Below are 22,786 nucleotides of genomic sequence, written 5' to 3'. Positions count from 1 at the left end.
CGATTAGCCGCGCGCGATGCAGAACAGCCGCGCGAGATCGGCGTTGACGAATTTGCCCGCCGGATCGGCTTCGGCGCGCATCTTCAGGAAATCGCCGGTGCGGGGATAGAGCGCGTGGACATCCTCCGCGCGCAAGGTGTGGCGCTTGGCCCAATGCGGGCGCCCGCCGGCGCCGCGCAGCACCGGCTCGATCTCCGCGAACAGGCTGCGCCACGGCATCCGCGCATACTGGTGAAACGACACCGACGCGCCCGCACCGCGATTGAACGGGCTCATCCAGATATCGTCGCCCGCCACCAGCCGGAATTCGAACGGGAAGGCGACCGGCAGCCGCTTGCGCCGGATATAGCCGATCGCCTCCAGCAAGGTCGGCATCCCATCCGCGCGGGGCAGCTCATATTCCATCTCCTCGAACCGGATCGTCCGATCGGCGGGAAAGATGCGCCACGCCGGCCCGACACGGCGCGTCGATTTGCCGCTCAGCCGCATCATCAGCCGTTGCAGCGACGGAATCGCGAACGGCATCGCGCGCGCGATCTCGCACGCGATGCGGAACGGGCGTTCGTCGATATCGGTGCCGCGATGCGGGTCGCCCGGCCCCTCGACCGGGTGGAGCGTCTTGAAGATCACGCGATCGGCATAAGGGAAGACGAAGAATTCGAAATGCCGGGTGGCGTTGCCCAGTTCCTGCCAGCGTTCGGCGACTTCGCCGAGCGGGCGGCTTTCGATCCGCTCCTCCAGATAATAAGCCGGCAGCACATTGATGCGGATGCGCGTCGCCACCCCGAACATCCCGAGCGACAGACGCTGCGCCTGATACAGATCGGGATGCGTCGCTTCATCGCACTGGATGAGCGAGCCATCCGCCAGCATCAACTCGCACCCGATCACCTGCGTCGACAGGCTGCCGAGTTCGGCGCCGGTGCCATGCGTGCCGGTCGCGGTCGCCCCGGCGAGCGATTGCGGGTTGATGTCGCCCTGATTGATGAGCGACAAGCCTTCCGCCCACAAGGCTTCGGTCAGCCGCGCCAGGCTCCACCCGGCGGGCGCCCAGACGCTGCGGCGATCGGGCGCGATCTCGACCGTGGCGCGATAATCGCTCATGTCGAGCAAGGTGCCATCGGTCGCGCATAACGGCATGAACGAATGGCCCGCGCCGCGCACCCGCACCTGGTCCGCCGAAAGAATCGCTGCGCGCAATTCGCCCTCGTCGCGCGGGGCCGTGATCGCCTGCGGCCGTGCATTGACGCTTCCTGACCAGTTGCTCCACTCCATCCGCCCGCCTCTCCGTTCCGGTGCCCAGGATTCAAACTCAATCAACACGGTGTCGCGATCGGGTTCCTCGTCCACCATCCCGGTCGCGGCGTAGCTTAGTGCGACCGTCATCCACGTGACGACCTCCAGCCGGCGCGGATCGGTCGCGGGATGCATCTTGCGCATGTGTTCCGGAAAATGCGCCGCCGCCATATCGCGCGAGCGGAAGCGCAAAACGGGCCATGGCGGGCATCACGCCCATCGCGGCTGGCCCTTCGCAACGCCCGCTGCATCGCGAACGGTCCTCCCCACGGTTATTGCATAAATGATAGCAACGAATGGCGTTTGAGCAACTTGGACAACACATTGATATAACAAATGATAACGCGTCAATCTTGCGGCGCGCCACTGAGTATCGGCAGCTCGAAGCATCGACATGCCAGCGCGCGAGTCGCGAATGCACCCGCACCGAACCGGGCAAAACCCTTCCGGGAATGAACCATCTTGCGACACGGATCGAAGAAGTTTACTTTGCTTCCTAATTAAAAAGAGAATCCCGGCCCGGCACCTGCCGATGCCGCCGGGACAACGGAGAGGAGCCAGATCGACATGATTCGCCCCAATGCGCTTAGGCATATCGCCCTTTCCGGGCTGATTCTCCCCGCCATGCTGCTGCCGGCGATCGCCGTCGCGCAGACCGCCACCACAGGCGACATCGCCGCGCCGGACACCGCCGCCGAAGCGGCCAGCGGCGACATCATCGTCACCGCGCAGCGCCGCGAGCAGAAGCTGCAGGACGTTCCCGTCGCGGTCACCGCGTTCGGCGCCGATCAGCTCAAGGGCAACAACGTGGAATCGATGCAGGACATCGCGACACGCACCCCTGGCCTCAGCGTCAGCCAGGTCGATCCGATCAACCAGAATTTCGCGATGCGCGGCATCGGCACCGCCGCCGGGATCAGCCAGAATGCGGGCGGCGATCCTTCCGTCGTCGTATTCGTCGATGGCGTTTATGCCGGGCGCGGCGGCACCCCGGATATCGACTCGCTCGATCTCGAACGGGTCGAAGTGCTGCGCGGCCCGCAGGGCACGTTGTTCGGCAAGAACGCGATCGGCGGGCTCGTCCAGTTCATCAGCCGCAAGCCCTCTGCCGATCCCTCGTTCCACATCGAGGGGACATACGGCAATTACAATCGCTACAGCATGGTCACTTATGGCAACACGCCGATCACCGACAAGATTTTCCTCTCGGTCGGCTTCTCGCATAAGCAGCGCGATGGCTTCGAATATAACGAAACCACCGGCAACCGCGTAAACAACGAAAATCTGACGACCGGGCGCGCCGCGCTGCGCTTCGTGCCCACCGACAATCTCGATATCATCCTGCGCGGTGATTATTCGGATCAGAACCAGCTCGGCAATCCGCGCCACAATATCTGCGACGCCTCCTTCGCCGGCGGCGTCCATTGCGCCGGGATCAATCCCGATCCGCGCGTGGTGAACGCCTATACCGACGGCTATATCAAGCGCTTCACCCAGAGCTACAGCGCGGAGATAAACTGGACCGTGCCGATCGGGACGATCACGTCGCTGACGGCGGTGCGCAAGGTTGATTTCAAATTCCTCACGCCGTTCTTCAGCAATCCGATCAATCCGCCGAACCAGATCGAATCCACCGATTTCGGCCATGAATGGGATACGCAGTTCAGCCAGGAATTGCGGCTGGCCTTCACCGGCTTCGGCGATCGCCTGCACGGCCAGACCGGCATCTATTACCTTCACGAAAACAACAATCGCATCGAAGGGCAGATCCAGGATTTCGCGACCCCCGCGCTCACCGGCACCGCGATCTATCCGCAATATGTGAAGGCGCGCAGCTTCGCCGTTTTCGGCCAGCTCGATTACGAGATCGCGCCCAATTTCACCGCCACCGCCGGCGCCCGGATGACATGGGAGCATAAGGAGGGCGAATTCGCCGGCTTCAAGGTCAGCGGCCCCGGCCTGCCGCCGCCGCTCGGCTCGCTTGCCGGATATGACGTGACCGGCGCCAAGAGCTGGAGCGCCTTCACGCCGCGCTTCGCGCTGAACTGGAAGGTCGCGCCCGATGTGATGTTCTACGGATCGGTCGCGCGCGGCTATAAGAGCGGGGGCTTTCAGGGCCTGTCCGGCACCGCCGCCGGCGCCGCCACGCCTTACGACCCCGAACTGGCGTGGGGCTATGAAGCCGGCGCGAAGACGCAATGGTTCGATCGGCGCCTGACGTTCAACCTCGCTTTGTTCAGAACCGACTACAAGAATCTGCAGGTTTCACAGCTTGTCCCGCTTTGCTGCGTCGTGGTCAGCAATGCCGCGAAGGCGAAAATCCAGGGCGTTGAAGTTGAAGCGATCGCCCGCCCCTTCCCCGGCTTCGAGATCGACGGCAGCTATTCGTATCTCGACGCGAAATTCATTTCGTACAATATTCCGGGGCAGAATTACACCGGGAACGAACTGCCGCGTTCGCCGAAGAACAAATTCAACATCGGCGCGCAATATGATCTGATGGCAAGCGATTGGCGCATCCGCACCCGCGCCGATTATTCCTGGGTCAGCAACGCCTATTTCGATGCATCCAATATCCCGCAGCAACTCTGGCCCAGCCACGAAAATCTCGATGCGCGCATTTCGGTGCGGGCGCCGGGCAAGGCATGGGAGCTTTCGGTATGGGGCAAGAATCTCACCAATACGCTCGTGCCGAATTACGTCACCTATTTCGGGCCTTACCGGCAGACATTGGTGCCTTATGCCCCGCCGCGCACTTATGGCATGAGCCTGTCGTTCGATATCAATTAGCGGCAACTTCCCCGCGCAGCGCGGTCATCGCCACGTCGCGCGGGATTTCGGGCGGGCACGCCCGCGCAGCTATGCCCGCGCCGCCGCCTGCGCCGCAAACCATGGCGCGAGGCGGCGCAGCGCCTCCTCGATCCGGTCGGTCGATACCGCGAAGCTCAGCCGCATGAAGCGATGGCCGTCAACCGGATCGAAATCTATCCCCGGCGCGGTCGCCACCCCGGTATCGAGCAGCATCCTCATGCAGAAATCCATGCTGTCGCCGGTCAGATGCCCGACATCGGCATAGATATAGAAGGCGCCGTCGGGCGGCGCGATACGGCGGAGGCCAAGCGCGGGCAGCGCCTCCAGCAGCAATTCGCGATTGCGCGCATAGGTGCGGATATTGCCTTCCAGTTCGTCACGCTCGTCGAACGCGACCAGCCCGGCATGTTGGGCGAGCGACGGCGGGGTGAGGAACAGATTGCCCATCCGCGCGCGCGCCGCGTCGATCAGATCGGGCGGCACCACCAGCCAGCCGAGCCGCCAGCCGGCCATGCTGAAATATTTGGAGAAACTGTTGACGATCAGCGCGCCCGCATCGTCGCACAGCACCGATCGCGCCGCGCCGACATAGCTCAGCCCGTGATAGATTTCGTCCGAAACGATGCGGATGCCGCGCCGCCTGCACACCGCGACGATCGCCGCCATCTCATCGGGCGCGATGATCGTGCCGGTCGGATTCGCCGGGCTGGCGAGGATCAGGCCGTGCGGCGCGGGATCGAGCCGCTCGATCGCGGCGGCGGTGATCTGGAATCGCTCCGCCTCGCCGCACCCGATCTCGACTGGCGCGAGGTGCAGCGCCTTCACCGTGTTGCGATAGGCGACATAGCCCGGCCGGGCGAACGCCACCCGCTCCCCCGGCGCGAACAGGCATGACAGCGCGAGCACCAGCGCGGGCGATGCGCCACAGGTCAGGATCACCTGTTCGGGATCGACCGAAACGCCGTGGGCGTCCGCATAATGGCGCGCGATCCGCGCCTTGAGCGCGCCACTTTCCCAATAGCCCATCCCATCGCTGTCGAGCACGCGATGCGCCGCCGCGATCGCCGCCGCCGGCGCGCCGGTCGAAGGCTGGCCGAATTCCATATGGATCACCGAACGCCCCTCGGCGGAAAGGCGGTGCGCGGCGCGGCTGATGGCGATGGCGTGAAACGGATCTATGCTTGCGGACATAAGCGCCGGCTTAGCCGCGTTGGCGGCGGAAGCAAATCGCGCGCCCGGTTGCGCCGGTGCCTGCTTCCCGGCCCCATCGCCGTCAGACCGGCGGGATCATCCGCCGCCGCCCCGATCGCCGCCGCTGATCGGCACGCGCGCGCCTTCTTCACCGGCCCCTGCCCACCCCCCGGTCGCGAATCGTGTGCGGAGCGCCTCCAGATCGGATCGCGACAGCGGCTCAAGCGCGCCCGCCGGCTTGCCCGCGCGCAGACGCTCGCGATCTTTCTCAGAAGGCTCGACGCGCCGCACCCGGACTGCGGCCTCCCCGCGATCCTTGATGCCAAGCCGCTCGGCCGCTCCGCGTGACAAATCTATGATCCGCCCTTTTCGAAGGAACGGGCCGCGATCGTTGATCCGCACCACGATCCGCCGCCCGGTATCGAGCGCCGTCACCTCGACATAGGTTGGCAGCGGCAGCGTGGTGTGGGCGGCGGTGATCCATCCGGGGCGGAAACGCTCGCCATTGGCGGTGCGGTTGCCGGATTCGTTGCCATACCAGCTCGCATAGCCAAGCATGTCATATCCCGGTGCCGCCGCCGGAACATAGGTCGTCCCGCGCACCGCATAGGGCGGCCCGATCCGCACCGGCGCATCGCGCACCGGGCGATAATTGCCGCCCGCGCACCCCGACAGGAGCAGCATCATGGCCGAGATGCCGGCGGTTCGGATAGTCGCATGTGATGGCATATGGCGTGCCGCACCCCTTTGGGCGCAGCCGATTGAAGCCGCCGCCCCTCTCTTTCTCATGCCACATAGACAGCACAACGCGAATCCCCCGAAAAACAAGGGGCGATCCCGATTATCACGCCGGCGAACGCGCTTGAACGGCGGCGCAGCCCGATCGCCACTCGGGTCGATCGGGCCGGCACGGATTGCGTGGCGTTCCGCCCTCGTTTTCCGGAAGATCAGAACGCGGACCGGCGCCTTCATCACCGCCCCTTGCAAATGGATGAAACAGCGCGATGGAATCCGCGCTTTCGTCAAACGCTTGCGTCAAAAAAATGTAACAATCTTCGGATTCCGGCGACTTGAGGCGCACCGCAAGATGGCACAATGCCGCAACATAAAGGCAAGGGAGACGTTCCTATCGCGCGGATGACACCGATCTTTGGCGCCAGGCGATTGAATCGCCCCGGCCATGAAGCGATCAAGATACGGTTATCATGACATTTTATTCCTCTTTACTCCCGCTTGCGATCCAATAAAGCTGCAAGAATACCGGGGAGTTGGGGGCTGGACTGTGCCATTGCTTCGTGTCCGTGCGATCTCTTTGGGTGCGCTCGCGGCGGATTGGGATGATTTTGCCGCGCGCTGTAATGGCTCGTGGCGCTCGACGGGCGCGCAGGTCCGCTTCCTGCGCTGGCGTCATATTCACAAGTCGCGTTTCGTCGCGCTGGTGGTGGAAGACGTCGAAGGCTCACCGAGGCGCGTCGCGCAATGTATGGTCGAGACCACCGGCGGCGTGCGCATGTTGTACGACGGGCTGCTCATCGCGCCGGAAGATGAAGCGATGCGCGGCGAGGCGATGCTGGCGGTGCTGCGCTTTCTCGGCCCTGGCACCTATAGCTATGGCTGGACCTGGTCGATCGCACCGAAGCAAGAGGCGCTGCTGGCGCGGCTCCCAGGGGTCAGGATCGAATCCGTTCGACCACTGATTTTCCATGCGATCGATTTCAGCCGGTGGAATAGCTGGCCGGAATATCTTTCCTCGATCAGCACCAATGTGCGGCGAAACGTGAAAAAGGCACGGGAAAATTACGCCGATCTGGAGATCCAGGAACATCGCGGTCGCGCCGTGCTGCGCGACGTGCCGGCGTTGACGCGGATGCTGAAGAAAACCGCCGAACGGCTGGGCGTCAACGATTTCGGGCCGCGCATCCTGCTCCGCCAGATTCTCGCCGTGACACCACGCTCGAACCTCGCTGTGGCGATGTCGGCACGCGGCGGCGGCGCGGTGCTGGCCGCGCTGTTCGGCTACGAATTCGGCGAACAATTCTATTATTGGCAAGGCGGCTCGATCAGCGACAATGGCGGCGGGAGCTGGACATTGCTGCTCCACGCGGTCGAGCGATGGTACAAGCGCCATCCCAAGGGCAAATTCCTCATGGGCTTCTTCGACGAGACGATGTCGGCGGTCCGGCGCGAAGGCTTGCTTCGGCAGCGATCATCGCTTCGGCCTGACGAGATCGCCACATCTATCGTTCGATTTCAATGGTCGGAAAGTGACAATTAACGGATTAATATAACGAATTTCCGATTCGGGTGACTAGCGCCCGATGTCGCCAAGGCAGATGCCGAAGCGATCGCCGCGGCGCCATAGTGGACGCAAGCCAGACACATGACCCAAGCCGTCCTCCCGCCCGAAACCGCGCCCGCGCAACGCGACGGCCAATCCGCCCCGCTTTCCACCGCCGCGCGGCTGCGCGCGATCGTCGCGGGATCAATGGGCAATCTGATCGAATGGTATGACTTCTACGTCTATGCCTTCACCGCGCTTTATTTCTCGGCGGAATTCTTCCCCAGCGGCGATCGTACCGCGCAATTGCTCGGCACGTCAGGCATCTTCGCGGTCGGCTTTCTGCTGCGCCCGCTTGGTGGCTGGTATTTCGGGCGCTTCGCCGATCGGCATGGCCGGCGCCGGGCGATGATCGTGTCGATCGTCATGATGGGCGCCGGATCGGCGCTGATCGCGGCGCTGCCCAATCATGCCGCGATCGGCGCGGCGGCGCCCGTGCTGCTGCTGATCGGGCGCATGATCCAGGGCTTCTCGACCGGCGGACAATATGGCACCGCCGCGACCTATCTCAGCGAAATATCCTTCAGCGGGCGCCGGGGATTCTTCGCCTCGTTCCAATATGTCACGCTGATCGGGGGGCAGTTGCTCGCGCTCATGGTGATCCTGCTTCTCCAGCAGATGCTGAGCGCGGAGGCGATGCGCGACTGGGGCTGGCGCGTGCCGTTCGCGCTCGGCGCGGTGGCCGCGCTCACCATATTGCTACTCCGCGATGCGCTGCACGAAACCGCGAACCGCCCCGACGATCATCCCGATGCGGGCACGCTTCGCGGGTTGCTCCCGCATTGGCGCCCCTTCGCCACCGTGCTCGGGCTGACCGCCGGCGGATCGCTGATGTTCTACGTTTTCTCCACCTACATGCAGAAATACCTCGTCAACACCGCGCATATGGACCCCGGCACGGTCAATTGGGTGATGACATCGGTGTTGATCCCGTTCGCGCTGCTGCAGCCCGTGTTCGGCGCGCTTTCCGATCGGATCGGGCGCCGCACCAACATGCTGCTGTTCGGCGCGTTGTCGACATTGTTGACGATGCCGATCCTCAGCCTGCTCGCCGGCGTAAACAGCGCGATCGCCGCGTTCGGGCTGATCCTGGCGGGGCTGACGATCAACAGCATCTACACCTCGATCAGCGGCCTGTTCAAAGCCGAACTATTCCCGATCCACATCCGCGCGCTGGGCGTCAGCCTGGCATATGGGATCGGCAATGCGCTGTTCGGCGGCACGGCGGAATATGTCGCGCTGCGCTTCAAGCAGGCGGGCAATGAAAGCGGCTTCTATTGGTATGTCACCGCGATCTGCGCGGTCGCGTTCGTCACCGCGATCCTGATGCGCGACACCAGCAGGAACGATCCGCTGAGCGACGCGGCGGGCTGAGCCGGGGGCTGCGCGGCGCGGCGGAATCTATCCCGCCAGCGCCGGATAATCGGTATAGCCGGCGGCCTCTCCGGTGTAGAGTTTAGCGTAATCCGGCTTCGCCAGCGGCGCATCCGCGCCAATGCGCGCGACGAGATCGGGATTGGCGATGAACGCGCGCCCGAATGATGCAAGCTCGGCCCGCCCTTCCGCGATCAACGCCTGCGCGCTCTGGGGCTTCAGCATATTATTCGCGATCACCGCCCCACGCCAGTGCGCGCGGACCATCGCCAGCGTGTCCAGATCGGGCAGGTTCATATCGACGACATGGACGTAGGCCAGGCCAAGCTCGTCCGCCCCCTGAAGCAGCGGCACAAAAGTCGCCGCCGGATCGCTTGCGTCCATCCCGTTATACGGATTGCCCGGCGAGATGCGGAAACCCACCCGATCCCCGCCGATCGCGCGCGCCAGCGCCGCAAGCACCGCGATCGCGAAGCGCGCGCGATTCCGCGCGCTGCCGCCCCATTCGTCGTTGCGCGTGTTGCTCGCGGGGTTGAGGAACTGATTGACGAGATAGCCGCTCGCGCAGTGCAGCTCGACCCCATCTAGCCCCGCCGCGCGGGCATTGCGCGCTGCCTGGGCGAATTCCTCGACGATGAACGGAATTTCCGCCGCGTCGAGCGCGCGGGGCATTTCGGTCGGCACCGGCTTGCCATCCGGGCCGGGCACGGGATCGGGGCAGGAAAGCGCCGACGGCGCGATCACATCGGCGTCAAATCCACGGTTGGCGGCCACCACGACGCGGCCGCAATGCATGAGCTGCATCACGATCCGCCCGCCTTCCGCGTGAACCGCATCGGCCACGCGCCGCCAGCCCGCGATCTGCGCCGCGCTGTGGATGCCCGGCGTCCGCCAATATCCCTTGCCCGCCGGCGTCGGCTGCACGCCCTCGGTCACGATCATCCCGGCGGTTGCGCGCTGCCGGTAATATTCCACCATGATATCGCCCGGCACGTCATCCGCGCCAGCGCGATCGCGGGTCATCGGCGCCATGACGATACGGTTGCGAAGCTCCATGCCCCCCAATATCACCGGATCGAGCAACACATTCGCCATTCGAAACGCCTCATTCTGATGTGTTGTTGCCGATATTTGCGTTATACATTATGCCACATTTTACGCAAATCAAGCGAGGTGAGGATGGTCAGCTACGATTTCAACGGCAAGGTCGCGCTGGTAACCGGCGCGAGCGGCGGCATCGGCCGCGCAACCGCGATCGCCTTCGCCAGGGCCGGCGCCAGGGTGCTGGTCGCCGATGTGAACGAGGCCGGCGGCACGGAAACCGCCGCGATGATCGCAGGCGCGGGCGGCACGGCCATCTTCCAACGCTGCGACGTATCGGACACCGCCGACGTGCAGGCGATGGTGAACCGCGCCACCAGCGAATGGGGCCGGCTCGATTTCGCGCACAACAATGCGGGCATCAACAGCCCGCAAGCCGATGAATGGGAAGAAGCGGTGTGGGAACGCGCCATCGGCATCAACCTTACCGGCGTGATGAAATGTATGCGCGCCGAGGCTGAGGTGATGCTAGCGCAAGGCGGCGGCGCGATCGTCAACACCGCCTCGATCAACGGGCTGGTCGGCAATGGCGCGCAGCCGGCCTATGTCGCGAGCAAGCACGGCGTGGTCGGGCTGACCCGCCATGGCGCGCTGCGCTGGGCACGCGCCGGCGTGCGCGTCAACTGCGTCTGCCCCGGCGTGATCGAAACCCCGATGACCGAGGCGGTCGCCGCCAATCCGGCGATCCGCAAGGTCATGGAGAGCATGACCCCGATGGGCCGCATGGGCCAGCCGGAGGAAATCGCCGGCGCGGTGCTGTGGCTATGCTCCGACGCGGCGAGCTTCGTCACCGGCCATCCGCTGGTGATTGACGGCGGCGCCACCGCCGTGTGACGCGCCAGCGCCGCTTCGTGGCGGACGGAAACGCCCGCCAACGCGGTGAGCAAGATAAAGTCGAGCGGCGATCCGATGCAACGCGCGCGAGATCGCCGACCGGCATGGGCCGCGATCCGTCGTCACCGCGCCTTCAAGGCCGATATGAGTTACGCCTGATCCGGCGAACGCGAATTGCGGAGCAGCGGCGGGCGAGACCCGATGGCCGCCTTGCCTCGCTGCCAGCGAACCGGCCAGCACGCCACGGCGGCGCGGCGGGCTTTTGCTCCCGCTCCCGACTTGTCATGGCGGGGCGGAAACGACGAAGCGTCTGGGTCGTCCCACCCAATCGCTTCCGCACAAAACAGACGGCGCCGACAAACGCCGGCGCCGCGCATGGCATTCCGCGAGAAAAGCCGGCCGGATCACCCCGGCCGGCGCTCGGTCACGCCGCCTCGATCCAGGGATCCTGCATCGTCCCCTTGGTGACGATGCGGCCGTTGACACGCTCCTGGAACTCGCCCGCGCGGGCGCGCGGATTGAAGAACTGCTTGTACCAGATGCGCACTTTATGAAACGGTCCATCGCCCTGCACCATCATCGGGTGGATGCAGGGGCGCTTGTTGCCCCAGATTTCGAAATCCTGCGCGAAGGCATCGACGCCTGCCTGCTCATAGCCGCCCGCGAGCGCGATATCCGCCTCCGCCGGCACTTCGTTCGGCACCTTCACCATCAGGCCGTACCACACTTTCACCACGCCATCGTCGACCGGCGTGTGCGCGATCAGCATGTGCGACGGATATTCGCCGATCATGATCGACTGGAGGATGCCGGGGCCGGTGTACCAGGTATCGTTGGTCATCGGCTCATTGCCGTCGCCGGCCAGGGTCTTGTGGCCCGCGGTGAGCACCTGACGGCAGGTGACACCATCGAACACATTCTCGAACAGTACCATGTCGATCGAGCCATGGACCGGGCCGAGATGGGCCTTGTCCGCCATATTGTCGATGATTTCCTGCGGGTGGGATGCCAGTTCGCCCAACGGGCGGATGTTCCAGCTCACCCAATTGGGGGCGCCATATTGATCGAAGGCGGGCAGATCGTAATCCGGCTCCTGCCCTTCGGGATCATGCCAGGTCCAGATGCAGCCGGCGCGTTCCACCACCTTCCACGATTTGAGACAGGCCGCCTTCGGGATCGGCGCGGGGGAATAGGGGATTTCGTTGCACTTGCCATCGGGGCCGAAACGCCAGCCGTGATACGGGCAGCGGATCGACTCGCCTTCGACGTGCTCGTTATCCTTGACGATGTAGCTGGTGTGATTGTTCGCCAGATGCGTGCCCATGTGCGGGCAATAGGCCTCCACCATATAGACTTGGCCGGAACGCCCGCGATACAGCACCCTGTCTTCGCCGAAATAGCGCACGCCGATCGGCGTGCCGGTTACTTCGGCTGACGCCGCGACCATGAACCAACCACGCGGATACGTGAACTCGCCGAGCCGGTATTCGGCTGTCGTGGCCATCTGCCCTCTCCTGTCGATCTATTCCCTTACGCTTACTACAGGGCGTAGCGCGAAGGCAAGGGCGACAGCGTTCTTATCGAACAAACGCGGACAAATTGGCCGATTTGCGTAACATGCGTCATACGATACTACGCATGAAAGCGGCAACGCGCGTCACTTGGCCTCGTCGCTCTTGGTGATGCGGACGATGCGGGGATCGTATTTTATCGTGCGCACCGCGATCGAGGTTTCCACGTGATGGACGCCGGGGAGGCTCAGAATCTGATCCGAGGCGACCTCATAAAGCCGATCGAGTTCGCTAAAGAGGCAGATGGCGAGGATGTTGAACCGCCCCATCGTAATCATCACGCCGCTGACCATTGGAAGATCGGCGATGTTGCGCGCGATCTCGCGCACATTAATCACCTCGGCCTGGATCGCGATGAACGCCAGCCTGGTCGTATCGGCAAGATCGAAGCTGGTGATCGCGGTGAAGGCGATCAGCTTCTCCTGCTGAAGCCGCTTGATCCGGCCACGCACCGTTCCCTCGGTAACCCCCAGGTCCGCCGCGATCTTGCGGTTGCTGACGCGCGCATCGTGCGACAGCACCTCGATCAGCTTGCGATCGAGTTCATCAAGCTGCGGCATGGTCATCGCGGTGTTCTCGTTTCAATCGGGGCCACGTCGAACTGATATTTCACCACATCGACAGCGATCGCGGGCACCATCGCCCTGATCCCGCGCACGCGCGAAATCTTTTCCAGCAACAGATGGGGGAGATCCTCGAAATCGCGCAGCGCGACAAGGATATCAATATCATAGCGCCCTGAAACCAGATGCGCCGCGAACACCTCGGGGAATTGCGCGAGTTCCATCGCGACATCGGAGGCGGGCCGCCCATCGACCTCGATCGCAACCTCCATCAGCAGGTGATAGCCATGCGCCGAAAAATCCGAAACCGCGACAACGCGCAGCAGATCGGCATCCTCCATCCGCCTGATACGCGACGATACGGTGGCCGCCGTCAGCCCGAGGCTATCGGCGATCTGCTGGTTGGTGCATCGTCCATTCTCCCGCAGCAGTTCGACGATGTTACGATCAACATCGTCGATCGCGATCGAATCCCCCATCTGGCCCCTTTCCAATGCATTGCCTCGGCCAGCGACGTTATGCGGCCGCCCGTCAAACATCGCACCGGCCTAAATCCCGGATCATCGCCCGTCCATGCAATTCATGGCCCCTTGCCCCGCAAGCCTCACCCCGCCGCGCCGCGGCGGCGATTTGCGTACCAGTCATCGCAACATCCAACGCCATTGCGGATCATATCTGGATGAATGACGGCGTATGCGCAATATGATTGCCAAAATTCCGCAATTTCACTTAAAGTAAGCGGCAACAGTCGCGCCCGGCGGCAAGCGCTGCGCGGGCCGACAGGCCGATGGAGAGCGACCGGGGAACGCGCCGCATGAGCAATCAGGATCAGGACATCCGCAACATCGAAGCCGGCATGGCGCTCTATGCCGACTCGATCGACAGCCGCGACTGGACGGCACTCGACGGCGTGTTCGACGAAGAAATCGAAACCGGGGCCTCATCCGCCGCGGTGCGCGGGCGCAACGCCTTTGTCGCGATGATCCGGCGGTATCTCGATTCGTGCGGCCCGACCCAGCATCTGCTCGGCCAGACGCGCATCGAAAGCCTTGCGGACGATCGCGCCACAAGCGTCACCGCGTTCCGCGCATTCCATTGCGACCGGCCCGAGGCGATCCGCACGTTCGAGGTGCTCGGCCGCTATCGCGTCACCTGGCGCCGGACGGCGGCGGGGTGGCGCGCGACGCAATGGCGTTATGAGATGATCGCCCAGATCGGCGATCCGGGCGTGCTTGGCGCGCCGGTGAGGGCGCCCAAGCAAGCGCCCGGTTCGCCGGGCGGCTGAGGCGGCGAGCGCACCGCCCCGACCCTGGCTCAGCCGTCGAGCGTCGCCAACACCGCGCGATCTCTGACCAGATCGCCGCGCGCGCGCCAGATCAGCCACGCGCCGATGAAGCCGAGCGGAATAACCACGCTGAGCCCGATCCTGAGGCTGTGAGTCGCATCGCCGCCGACCGCGCCGCTGAGCGCGCCCGCCAGCCACGGCCCGCCAACCGCGCCGAGCAGATTGACGACAAGCATACCAAGCGCGGTGCCAGTCGCGCGGATGCGATCCGGCAGCAGATTCTGGAGCGCGACGACCACGCCAACCGACCAGCCGCCGCCAAACAGGCCGCACGGCACCGCGAGCCAGCGCGCGACTTCCAATGAGGGCGTCCAGGTGACAACCATGATGAGCGCGGTCGCCGCGCCAAGCGCGAGCGCCGCCAGCCGCAACGGCGCGGCCGGCTCGCGCTTCGACGCGCGATCGGCCAGCACGCCGAAGAACAACATGCCCACCAGCCCCGCCAGGCCGAACGCCAGCCCGAACAGCGTGCTCGCCTGCTTGATCGGCAGTGCATAGGCGCGCGCGAACAGCGCCGGTCCCCACAGGCCGAACGAAATTCCCGAAAGCACGCCCAGCGCCATGCCAAGCATCATGTTGCGGTAACTTGCGATGCCGACGAGCTGGCGCGCCAACACCGAAAGGCGGGGCGCTTTCACCTCGGCGTGGAGGACGACGCGCGCGGGCTCACGGATCAGCAGCAGCGCGAGCACGCCGATCGCGAAGCCGCTGCCGCCCATCACCATAAAGGGATAGCGCCAGGTCGCGTCCGCCGCGAGCGCGGGGCCGACGACATAGCCCAGCGTCTGGCCGATATAGGTGTTGAGCCCCATGATTGCGAAGGCGCGGCCACGCTGCTCCGGCACGAAGTAAGCGGCGATCAATGCGTAGGCCGGCGCCTGAAAAGCGGCCTCACCGATGCCCACGCCGACGCGCGCGCCCGCCAGCGTCCACGGCCCCTGCGCCAGCCCGGAGGCAGCGGTGAACCCGCTCCACACCAGACAGCCGACGACGATGATGAAAATCCGCGACATGCGATCCGCCGCGCGCGCGATCGGGATCGCCAGCAGCGAATAGAGCAACGCGAACGCCGGCCCCATGAGCAGCCCCATGAAGCCGTCCGACACGCCGAATTCGGCCTTGATCGGCTCGACCAGCCCGGCAAGCAGGAAACGATCGCCCTGATTGAACAGCCCGACGCCAAGCAACAGGAACAGCACGAGCCATTTGTTGCTGAGGCGGCGCCCGCCACCAGCGCGCGTCAATCCCGCATCTGCATCCCCCCATTCACGTGCCACACCTGCCCGTTCACCCATTCGCCATCCTCCGATGCGAGAAACGCCACGGCCGCCGCGATATCATCCGGCTTGCCGAGCCGGGGATGGGGAACGCGGCGATGGCTCTGCTCCACCTGTTGCTCGGTCATATGCTCTTTCACCGCTTCGGTCAGCACCACGCCGGGGCAGATCACATTGGCACGAATGCCCTGCTTGCCCCAGCGCGATGCGACATGCCGCGCAAGCGCATGAATAGAATTCTTCGTCATCGGATAGGCCACCTGCCAGGCGCTGCCGCCGGAGGCCGCGCCCGATGATGTGTAAATCATCGCCCCGCCGCCGCGCTCCAGCAGGGCCGGCAGCGCCGCCTGCGTCGCGATCAGGTGGCTCCTGGAATTGATCGCCACCGATTTGTCGAACACCTCCAGCGGGCAATCAAGCGCATCGACATCGCCCTGCGTTCCGCCGGCGAGATTGGAATGATAGAAATCGAGCCCGCCGAATTCGGCCCTGGCGGCCTCCACGATCGCGGCCTGCGATTCCGGCGCGGTGCCATCGAGCCGGATGCCGAGCGCGCGGCCACCCCCCGCGCGGATATCGGCGGCGACTTCCTCCGCCCATTCTGCGGCGATATCGCCGACCACCACGGCGGCGCCCTCCGCCGCGAGCCGGCGTGCGGTCGCCGAGCCGATGCCGCGACCACCGCCGGCAACGATGCCGACCTTGCCTGCCAATCCGCGCATGATCTCAAACCTTCATTGAAAACTGGAGCGCGGCCCCCAGAGGGAGGGAGGGGCCGCGCTCGATACGCCTTAGAATTTGAACCCGATCGTCGCGCCATAGGTGCGCGGTTCGCCATAATAGCCCCCCGCAAGCCCCAGCGGGCCAAAGTCGATCGCGCGCAGCATGTTGTGCTGGTTCGTGAGGTTCTTGCCCCAGAATTTGAGCTGGGCCTTGATCCCGCCGAGCGAAATCTTGTCGAAGATGATCTGCGCATCGACGAGATTCTGCGTATCGCTCTTGATCGAATTGAGGAACGGCGCGGAGAGCACGTTGTTGAACGGATATTGCGCCGCCAGATAGGTGTAGCCCACGCGCGCGATCAGCTTCGCTCCGTCATCCCCGATCGGGAATTGCGCGTTGAACGCGATGTTCCCGGTGTAGGGCGATGTGTAGGTCGAATGCGCGATCGACGCCGCGTTGATCGCGGGCGCCCCCGGCAGCGTCGTGGCGAAGATATTGAGCTGCTTATAGTCGACGTTGACGTAGCCGAAATTGCCGTCGATCGAGAAATTGTCGGTGAGGATCGCCTGGCCCTCGACCTCGACACCGGCATAATCGACGCTGCCCGCGTTGATGATCTTGGTGTTGAACGCGCCGCCCGTCGCCGGGATCGGGATGACGACCGCCATATCTTTGTATTTATTGTAATAACCGGCGACATTGAGCCGCAGGTGGCGGTTGAACAACTCGCTCTTGAGGCCGATCTCATACGAGGTAACCGTCTCGGGCTTGAAAGCCGCCAGCGGCGGCGTATCCGCCGGATTGAAGCCACCCGAACGATAACCGCTCGCCGCGCGCGCATAGATGCTGATATCGCGATCGAAGGCATAGCGCGCCATCGCGTTCCACGTCAGCCGCTGGAAACTGGCGTGTTCGCTATCCGGGGTCGCCAGCGGCGCGGCGCCGTTCTGGAACAGGATGATATTCTTGCTGTCCCAGGTGTAGCGCAGGCCGCCGGTCAGGCTGAGCGGCGCATCGCGACCGCCGACATAATAGGTCGCCTGACCATAAACGGCGGTCGATTCCGCGTTGGTCACATAATTGACCAGCCCCTTGGTGACGACCATGCGGTAACGCGCGGGGTTCGCCGCGGCGAGCAATGGGCCGAGCGCGCCGAACGGGCCAGCCGGATTCCCGAAGATCGTGTTGGTATCGAGCACGAAGCCGGAGGTCTGCGGATTATATTCCGAGCCCTTCTCGTAGAAATAGAAGCCGCCGACGACCCAATCGAGATTGTCGGTATCACCCGAAACTTCGACTTCCTCGCTGAACTGCTTGTGCCGGCGATAATTGACGGTCTGGAATATGTCCGCCGTCGTCGTCGGCACGGGCGAGCCGGCAAGAAACGCCGCGGTTCCCGCCGGATAGATATTCTGCAGCAGCGCCTGCGGCATACCGTTCAGCAACGTGGTGTTGGTGAACAGCGGCCCCTTGATCGTGCCCAACCCGTCGAGATCGGCGCCATAGGCGTCGCTGTGCCAGATGCGATAGCCGGTGGTTGACTTCACCTTGAAGCCGCCGAAATCGTTCTGGATCTGCAGGTTGTGGCCCCAGATCTGGTCACGCGCGCCGAGATCGCTGTTGAGGCAGGTCTTGTCGCGATAGACGCGGCTGGGGGTGGATAGCGCGGCGCAGCCCGGCTCCAGGAAGGTCACCTCGTTGAGATAGCCCGCCACGGGCGCCTGCGCCGGCATCGGCACCGAAAGGCCGCCGACCATCACGTTCGGCATCTTCGTCCCGTTCGCCACATCGAGCAACTGGAACGAGGCGTTGTTGCCGCGAACATTCGAATAGTCGAAGATGTATTTGATGCTGCCGGTGCCGCCCAGATTGGCCTTGAGCGCGGCGCGGAACGAATCCATCTGGCGCGAGCCGGGATCCTTCAGGCGGCTGGGCTGAAGGATATTGTCGACATAGCCGAAATGCTGGCTGTGCGCATAAGTGAAGGTCGAACTGATGCCCATGATCTCGCCGGGATCAATCGACGCACGCGCGGTCCACAGGCCGTAATTGCCGATGCCGGCGTTGACGCTGCCCTGGAATTTTTCCGACGGATCGCGCGAGATGAACGAGATCGCGCCGCCCGTGGTGTTGCGACCGAACAGCGTGCCCTGCGGACCACGCAGCACCTCGACCCGCTCGATATCGGTGACATCGAGCGCCGCCGCGCCCGAACGCGCGATGTAAACGCCATCGACATACAGGCCGTTGGCCTGATCGAGGCTCAGCGATTCCTGCGCGCCGCTCGCGATGCCGCGGATCGAGATCACCGCCGAGGTCATGCTGGTCGTCGGCGGGTCGATCGTGACGTTGGGCGCGAGGCCGCTCACGTCGCGCGCATCCTTGATGCCGAGCTGCTGGACCTTCGCCTCGGAAATCGCGCTGACGGCGAGCGGGACGGCCTGGAGATTCTGTTCACGCTTCTGCGCGGTGACAACGATGTCCGCGAGACCGGAGCCAGTGCTCGCGGCGGACGCGTCGTTCGCGGCAGGCTGCGGCGCCCGATCTTGAGTCTGCGCGAATGCCGGTGTGGCAATGGCGAGCACACTGGCCCCACCGACAAGCCACAACCCGTAATTCCTCCCCTTCAGCATCTGATCTCTCCTAGGCGAAGCCCTGCTTGTCGCAGGATTTGTTCTGCGCACTTTCGTTATTTGCGTAACATATGTCAAGTGGCATTACGAGAAGACGCATCATGCGCCGTATTTTTACATCGGTTGCGTTTCACATCGGACCCAGGTTGTGCATTTTGCCGAAGCGCGGACGCGGCCCGCACGGACGCCACCCGATTCCCGCGGCTGACAGGCGCGCACCGCCCCTGACGCCGGCGGCATCAACGTGACTGGGAATGTCCGGCGATTATCCCGCCCGCGCCGGCGCGCGGCGGCACGCCCATGGCGCGGCGGTCTCCAGTTGCGCCGCGAGCCGGAATAGCAGCGCCTCCTCGGCATAACGCGCGGTGAACATCACCCCGATCGGCAGCCCGCTTTCAGACATGCCGAGCGGCACGGACATGCTCGGCTGCCCGGTGCCGTTATAGACGCCGGTGAACGACGCGAAGGTGCTCGCCAGCCTGCCCCAGGTTTCGAAATCGCTCGGCGGCGTGAGGCCGATCACCCCGATTTCGAGCGGCAACGTGCCCAGCGTCGGCGACAGGATCACGTCATAATCGGCCATGAACCGCGCGACTGTCACCGCGATTTCCTGCACCGTCGCATTGGCGCGTGCGAAATCCATGCCGGTGGTGTGGCGGCCATAGTCGACGAACCCGAGCGTGATCGGCTCCAGCACATCCGGCCCCACCGCCCTGCCGATCGCGGCTGCACGCTGCTCGACATCGGCGGCCACCGATGCGCCGATCAGCACGAACGAAGCCTGCCCGAAGGCGGCGGCATCAATCGCGGGCGCCGCTTCCTCGACGATATGCCCCAGGCTCTCACACAGCCGCGCGGCGGCGCGCGTCGCCGCGACGCATTCGGGATCGACCGGGCTGCCCGATGGCGGCGCGGTCATCAACGCGATGCGCAACCGCCCCGGATCGCGCCCGACCTGCGCGAGGAATCCCTCTGCCGGCGCGGGCGCCCCATAACGCGAGCCCGGCTCGATCCCGTGCGTCGCATCGAGGATCGCGGCGGAATCACGCACGCTATGCGTCACCGCATGGTGCGCCGAAAGCCCGCCCCACCCTTCGGTGCGCGCCGGCCCCATCGGCACGCGGCCACGGCTGGGCTTCAGCCCGAACAACCCGCAGCACGACGCGGGGATGCGGATCGAGCCACCACCGTCGGTGGCGTGCGCGGCAGGCAACACCCCCGCCGCCACCGCCACCGCCGCCCCGCCGGACGAGCCGCCCGCGATATGCGCCGGGTTCCACGGATTGCGCGTCGCCCCGCACAGCGCGGATTCGGTGGTGCCGGTCAGCCCGAATTCGGGCGTCGTGGTCTTGCCGAAGATCACCATCCCGACACGCTCGATCCGGCGCACCAGTTCGGAGGATTGCGTGGCGCGATTGCCGCGATAGAGCCGGCTGCCGTTCTCGGTCAGCTCGCCTTCGATATAGGTGTTCAAATCCTTGAGCAGCCACGGCACGCCGGCAAGCGGCCCATCGGGCAGCCCTCGCGCGATCGCGGCGCGCGCGCGATCGTAATGCCGCTGCGCCATGAAATTGAATTGCGGATCGAGCGCCTCGGCGCGCGCGATCGCCGCCTCCAGCAGTTCGGCCGGGGAAACCTCCCCGGCCTTCACCAGCGCGGCCAGCCCGAGCGCATCGCGCTCGCCCAGCAGGCGCTCGACACCCCTTTCGGCCATGCCCGTCGCCTAGCTCGCGGCCTTCAGCGGCTCGACCTTGCCCTCGGCGGGATCGCCCTCGGGCTTGACATAATAGCGACCGAAGAACCGGCGGAATTGCGGGATCGGGCCGTCGCCGTCGCAGATGATCGGGTTCGGCTCGAACTTCTGCCTGTCCCACACCACCTTGTCCTGGTCGAACTGCTTGCAGATGTCCCGGATCATCGCGCGCGCCAGCCCGCCCATCGGGCCTTCGGCTTGCGTTTTCGGCTGAGTGAAACAGAAGCGCGCGTGGACGTGATCCTCCTCCACCGGGGTGAGGCACGCGATCAGCAGCGTTTCAGAGATGCCGGTGAAGCGCGTCCAGCTCTGCCCCGGCCCCATCGTGTCATAGGAAATGCACCCGTCGACCTCGCCCATCGGCGTGCCCATCTTGGCTCGCACATCGGCGCCGCGCCCCCATTCGCCCCAGCGCAATTCGCCCTTGGGCAGGTTCGCGGTGCCGTGGATGAATTGGAAATGCGCGAAATCCACGCCGTTTTCCGCCATGTTCTGCAGGCTGCCCCACACATTCCATTCGTGGATTTCGAAATCGGTCCATTCGGGATCGGTCGCTTCGGGCTGCTCCACCACCTCCCACATCGGGGCGACATCCTGCGGGTGATACCACATCCAGATCCAGCGATTGGCCTCGGTGACGTGCCAGGTGCGGGTGCATTTACGCTTCACCTGCGGCGGGATCGCGCGGGCATAGGGGATTTCCTTCACCACGCCTTCCTCGCCATCGTAGCGCCAGGCGTGGAACGGGCATTCGAGCAGATTGCCGCTCACCTTGCCGCCGTGCCCCAGATGCGCGCCGAGGTGCTTGCAATAAGCATCGAGCATACGAACCTTGCCGTCCATGCCACGCCAAATTGCAAGATCGGTCGAGAAATAGCGCAGCGGCTTTACCACGCCCGCCTCAAGATCGCGCGACAGCATCACCGGATACCAGCCAAAGGCGAAGCCGGTATCGAGATTGCGTTCCTTCACCGACGGGCGATTCTTGACCTCGGCGAGGCGCCAGTCGAGCAAAGCCTGCCCTTTCAGCTTTTCGAGCACCTGCCAGACGGCGACGGGTGGAACACGCGCATCGACGGGCGCGCCCTTTTCATGCTCGGACATCGTCATTCTCCCAAACCAAAGACCTTGATGGCGTTTTCGCGCAGGAATTTCGGCCAGACCTCATCCTTGAAGGGCACGTTCTGCATATCGGAAAAAATGCGATCGAGGCTCAGCCCCATCGGGAAATAGCCGGCGTAGATGATCTTGTCCGCGCCGCGCGTATTGGCGTAATTGATGATCGCTTTTGGATAATGTTTCGGCGCGAAGGCGCTGGTGGAATAATACAGGTTCGGCCATTTCAGCATCAGCTTGACCGCAAGGTCTTCCCATGGTTCCGCGCCGTGGCGCATCACCACCTTCAGATCGGGGAAGAACCAGCACACCTCATCAAGATGCTCTACCTTTTGCGTCTCCATCGGGATGCGCGGGCCGGGGATGCCCGCGTTGAGCAGGATCGGAATGCCAAGCTCCGCCGCGCAGGTGTAGAGCGGAAACATATATTTATGGTTGATCGCCACCTGTGGCAGCGTGCCTGCGGGGAACACGCTGATCGCAGAGATTCCCACTTCCTGATGCAGCCGCTTGATCCGCCGCACCTCGTCCACCCCGTTATTGGGATTGCTCGGCACATCGAAGAAGAAGCGATCGGGATAACGCTCCTTCGCGCGGCGCGAGGTGGCGTTGTCGTTCCAGCCGACCAGCGCCTTCTGGATGTTGAACCGATCCATCTGATCGACCGTCCAGGAAACGAAATCGTCGACCTTGCCCGTTTCCGGGATATCCTTGAACATATATTGCGCGGGCATCGCGAACTGATCGAGCGACTGCGCATCCTTCAGCAGCGGGCGGAAGAACTGGAACCAGTCATCACGATTTTCCGCCTCGGGGATGCCGAGCATACAATCAATGATCCTGATGTCTTTGGGCATGGG

The 22,786-nt window shown here is 64.3% G+C and carries 18 protein-coding genes; 5 read left to right on the top strand and 13 right to left on the bottom strand.

Features of this window, described 5'->3' with window-relative positions; all coding sequences use genetic code 11:
• Positions 1-3: 3 nt before the first annotated feature.
• Positions 4-1,440 (bottom strand): D-arabinono-1,4-lactone oxidase, encoded by a 1,437-nt coding sequence (locus Q0316_RS05550; protein WP_298670546.1) that lies wholly within the window; start codon positions 1,438-1,440, stop codon positions 4-6.
• Positions 1,441-1,863: 423 nt separating this feature from the next.
• Between Q0316_RS05550 and Q0316_RS05545 the strand changes: the two genes are divergently transcribed.
• Positions 1,864-4,086 carry a TonB-dependent receptor gene (locus tag Q0316_RS05545; protein WP_298670545.1) on the top strand — a complete coding sequence of 741 codons (2,223 nt, stop codon included), beginning with the start codon at positions 1,864-1,866 and terminating at the stop codon, positions 4,084-4,086.
• A 69-nt stretch (positions 4,087-4,155) separates the two neighbouring features.
• On the opposite strand, the gene Q0316_RS05540 is transcribed toward Q0316_RS05545, so the two are convergent.
• Complete coding sequence (locus Q0316_RS05540) at positions 4,156-5,298, bottom strand: aminotransferase class I/II-fold pyridoxal phosphate-dependent enzyme (protein ID WP_298670544.1); 1,143 nt, start codon at positions 5,296-5,298, stop codon at positions 4,156-4,158.
• A 96-nt stretch (positions 5,299-5,394) separates the two neighbouring features.
• Positions 5,395-5,982, bottom strand: a complete 588-nt coding sequence (locus Q0316_RS05535) for a septal ring lytic transglycosylase RlpA family protein (protein ID WP_298670543.1) — start codon at positions 5,980-5,982, stop codon at positions 5,395-5,397.
• 604 nt (positions 5,983-6,586) lie between these two features.
• On the opposite strand from Q0316_RS05535, the gene Q0316_RS05530 reads away from it, so the two are divergent.
• Complete coding sequence (locus Q0316_RS05530; protein WP_298670542.1) at positions 6,587-7,573, top strand: GNAT family N-acetyltransferase; 987 nt, start codon at positions 6,587-6,589, stop codon at positions 7,571-7,573.
• A 105-nt stretch (positions 7,574-7,678) separates the two neighbouring features.
• Positions 7,679-9,010, top strand: coding sequence for an MFS family transporter (locus Q0316_RS05525; RefSeq protein WP_298670541.1), 1,332 nt, complete (start codon positions 7,679-7,681; stop codon positions 9,008-9,010).
• Between the two features lie 27 nt (positions 9,011-9,037).
• Here Q0316_RS05525 and Q0316_RS05520 read toward each other — a convergent pair whose 3' ends face one another.
• Entirely contained in the window at positions 9,038-10,105 is a 1,068-nt protein-coding gene (locus Q0316_RS05520; protein ID WP_298670540.1) for an alkene reductase, read from the bottom strand.
• Between the two features lie 84 nt (positions 10,106-10,189).
• Here Q0316_RS05520 and Q0316_RS05515 point away from each other — a divergent pair, with 84 nt between their 5' ends.
• Positions 10,190-10,945 (top strand): SDR family oxidoreductase, encoded by a 756-nt coding sequence (locus Q0316_RS05515; RefSeq protein WP_298670539.1) that lies wholly within the window; start codon positions 10,190-10,192, stop codon positions 10,943-10,945.
• A 424-nt stretch (positions 10,946-11,369) separates the two neighbouring features.
• Here the strand turns inward: Q0316_RS05515 and Q0316_RS05510 are convergent, their stop codons facing one another.
• The 3 genes from Q0316_RS05510 to Q0316_RS05500 all read right to left on the bottom strand — a co-directional run bounded on the left by Q0316_RS05510 (position 11,370) and on the right by Q0316_RS05500 (position 13,558).
• Positions 11,370-12,449, bottom strand: coding sequence for a Rieske 2Fe-2S domain-containing protein (locus Q0316_RS05510; RefSeq protein WP_298670538.1), 1,080 nt, complete (start codon positions 12,447-12,449; stop codon positions 11,370-11,372).
• A gap of 153 nt (positions 12,450-12,602) precedes the next feature.
• Positions 12,603-13,082, bottom strand: coding sequence for an Lrp/AsnC family transcriptional regulator (locus tag Q0316_RS05505; RefSeq protein ID WP_298670537.1), 480 nt, complete (start codon positions 13,080-13,082; stop codon positions 12,603-12,605).
• A complete protein-coding gene (locus tag Q0316_RS05500; RefSeq protein WP_298670536.1) occupies positions 13,079-13,558 on the bottom strand; it encodes an Lrp/AsnC family transcriptional regulator in 480 nt (159 codons plus the stop codon). The genes Q0316_RS05505 and Q0316_RS05500 overlap by 4 nt, the downstream gene beginning before the upstream one ends.
• Positions 13,559-13,893: 335 nt before the next feature.
• Here Q0316_RS05500 and Q0316_RS05495 point away from each other — a divergent pair, with 335 nt between their 5' ends.
• Positions 13,894-14,364, top strand: coding sequence for a nuclear transport factor 2 family protein (locus Q0316_RS05495; protein ID WP_298670535.1), 471 nt, complete (start codon positions 13,894-13,896; stop codon positions 14,362-14,364).
• A 29-nt stretch (positions 14,365-14,393) separates the two neighbouring features.
• Here Q0316_RS05495 and Q0316_RS05490 read toward each other — a convergent pair whose 3' ends face one another.
• From Q0316_RS05490 to Q0316_RS05465, 6 genes are all read right to left on the bottom strand, one after another.
• Complete coding sequence (locus tag Q0316_RS05490; protein WP_298670534.1) at positions 14,394-15,719, bottom strand: MFS transporter; 1,326 nt, start codon at positions 15,717-15,719, stop codon at positions 14,394-14,396.
• Positions 15,665-16,423 carry an SDR family NAD(P)-dependent oxidoreductase gene (locus Q0316_RS05485; RefSeq protein WP_298670533.1) on the bottom strand — a complete coding sequence of 253 codons (759 nt, stop codon included), beginning with the start codon at positions 16,421-16,423 and terminating at the stop codon, positions 15,665-15,667. The genes Q0316_RS05490 and Q0316_RS05485 overlap by 55 nt, the downstream gene beginning before the upstream one ends.
• 69 nt (positions 16,424-16,492) lie before the next feature.
• Positions 16,493-19,057: a TonB-dependent receptor gene (locus tag Q0316_RS05480; protein ID WP_298670532.1), complete on the bottom strand. Its 2,565-nt coding sequence runs from the start codon at positions 19,055-19,057 to the stop codon at positions 16,493-16,495.
• Positions 19,058-19,322: 265 nt separating this feature from the next.
• Positions 19,323-20,771, bottom strand: a complete 1,449-nt coding sequence (locus Q0316_RS05475; protein WP_298670531.1) for an amidase — start codon at positions 20,769-20,771, stop codon at positions 19,323-19,325.
• Positions 20,772-20,780: 9 nt separating this feature from the next.
• Entirely contained in the window at positions 20,781-21,914 is a 1,134-nt protein-coding gene (locus tag Q0316_RS05470; protein ID WP_298670530.1) for a Rieske 2Fe-2S domain-containing protein, read from the bottom strand.
• A 2-nt stretch (positions 21,915-21,916) separates the two neighbouring features.
• Complete coding sequence (locus Q0316_RS05465) at positions 21,917-22,783, bottom strand: amidohydrolase family protein (RefSeq protein WP_367179636.1); 867 nt, start codon at positions 22,781-22,783, stop codon at positions 21,917-21,919.
• Positions 22,784-22,786 lie beyond the last annotated feature (3 nt).

This window comes from uncultured Sphingomonas sp. (genome assembly GCF_937871615.1).
Classification (GTDB): domain Bacteria; phylum Pseudomonadota; class Alphaproteobacteria; order Sphingomonadales; family Sphingomonadaceae; genus Sphingomonas.
Note: the sequence above shows the minus strand (reverse complement) of the source record. Positions and strands in the feature narration are given on the sequence as shown.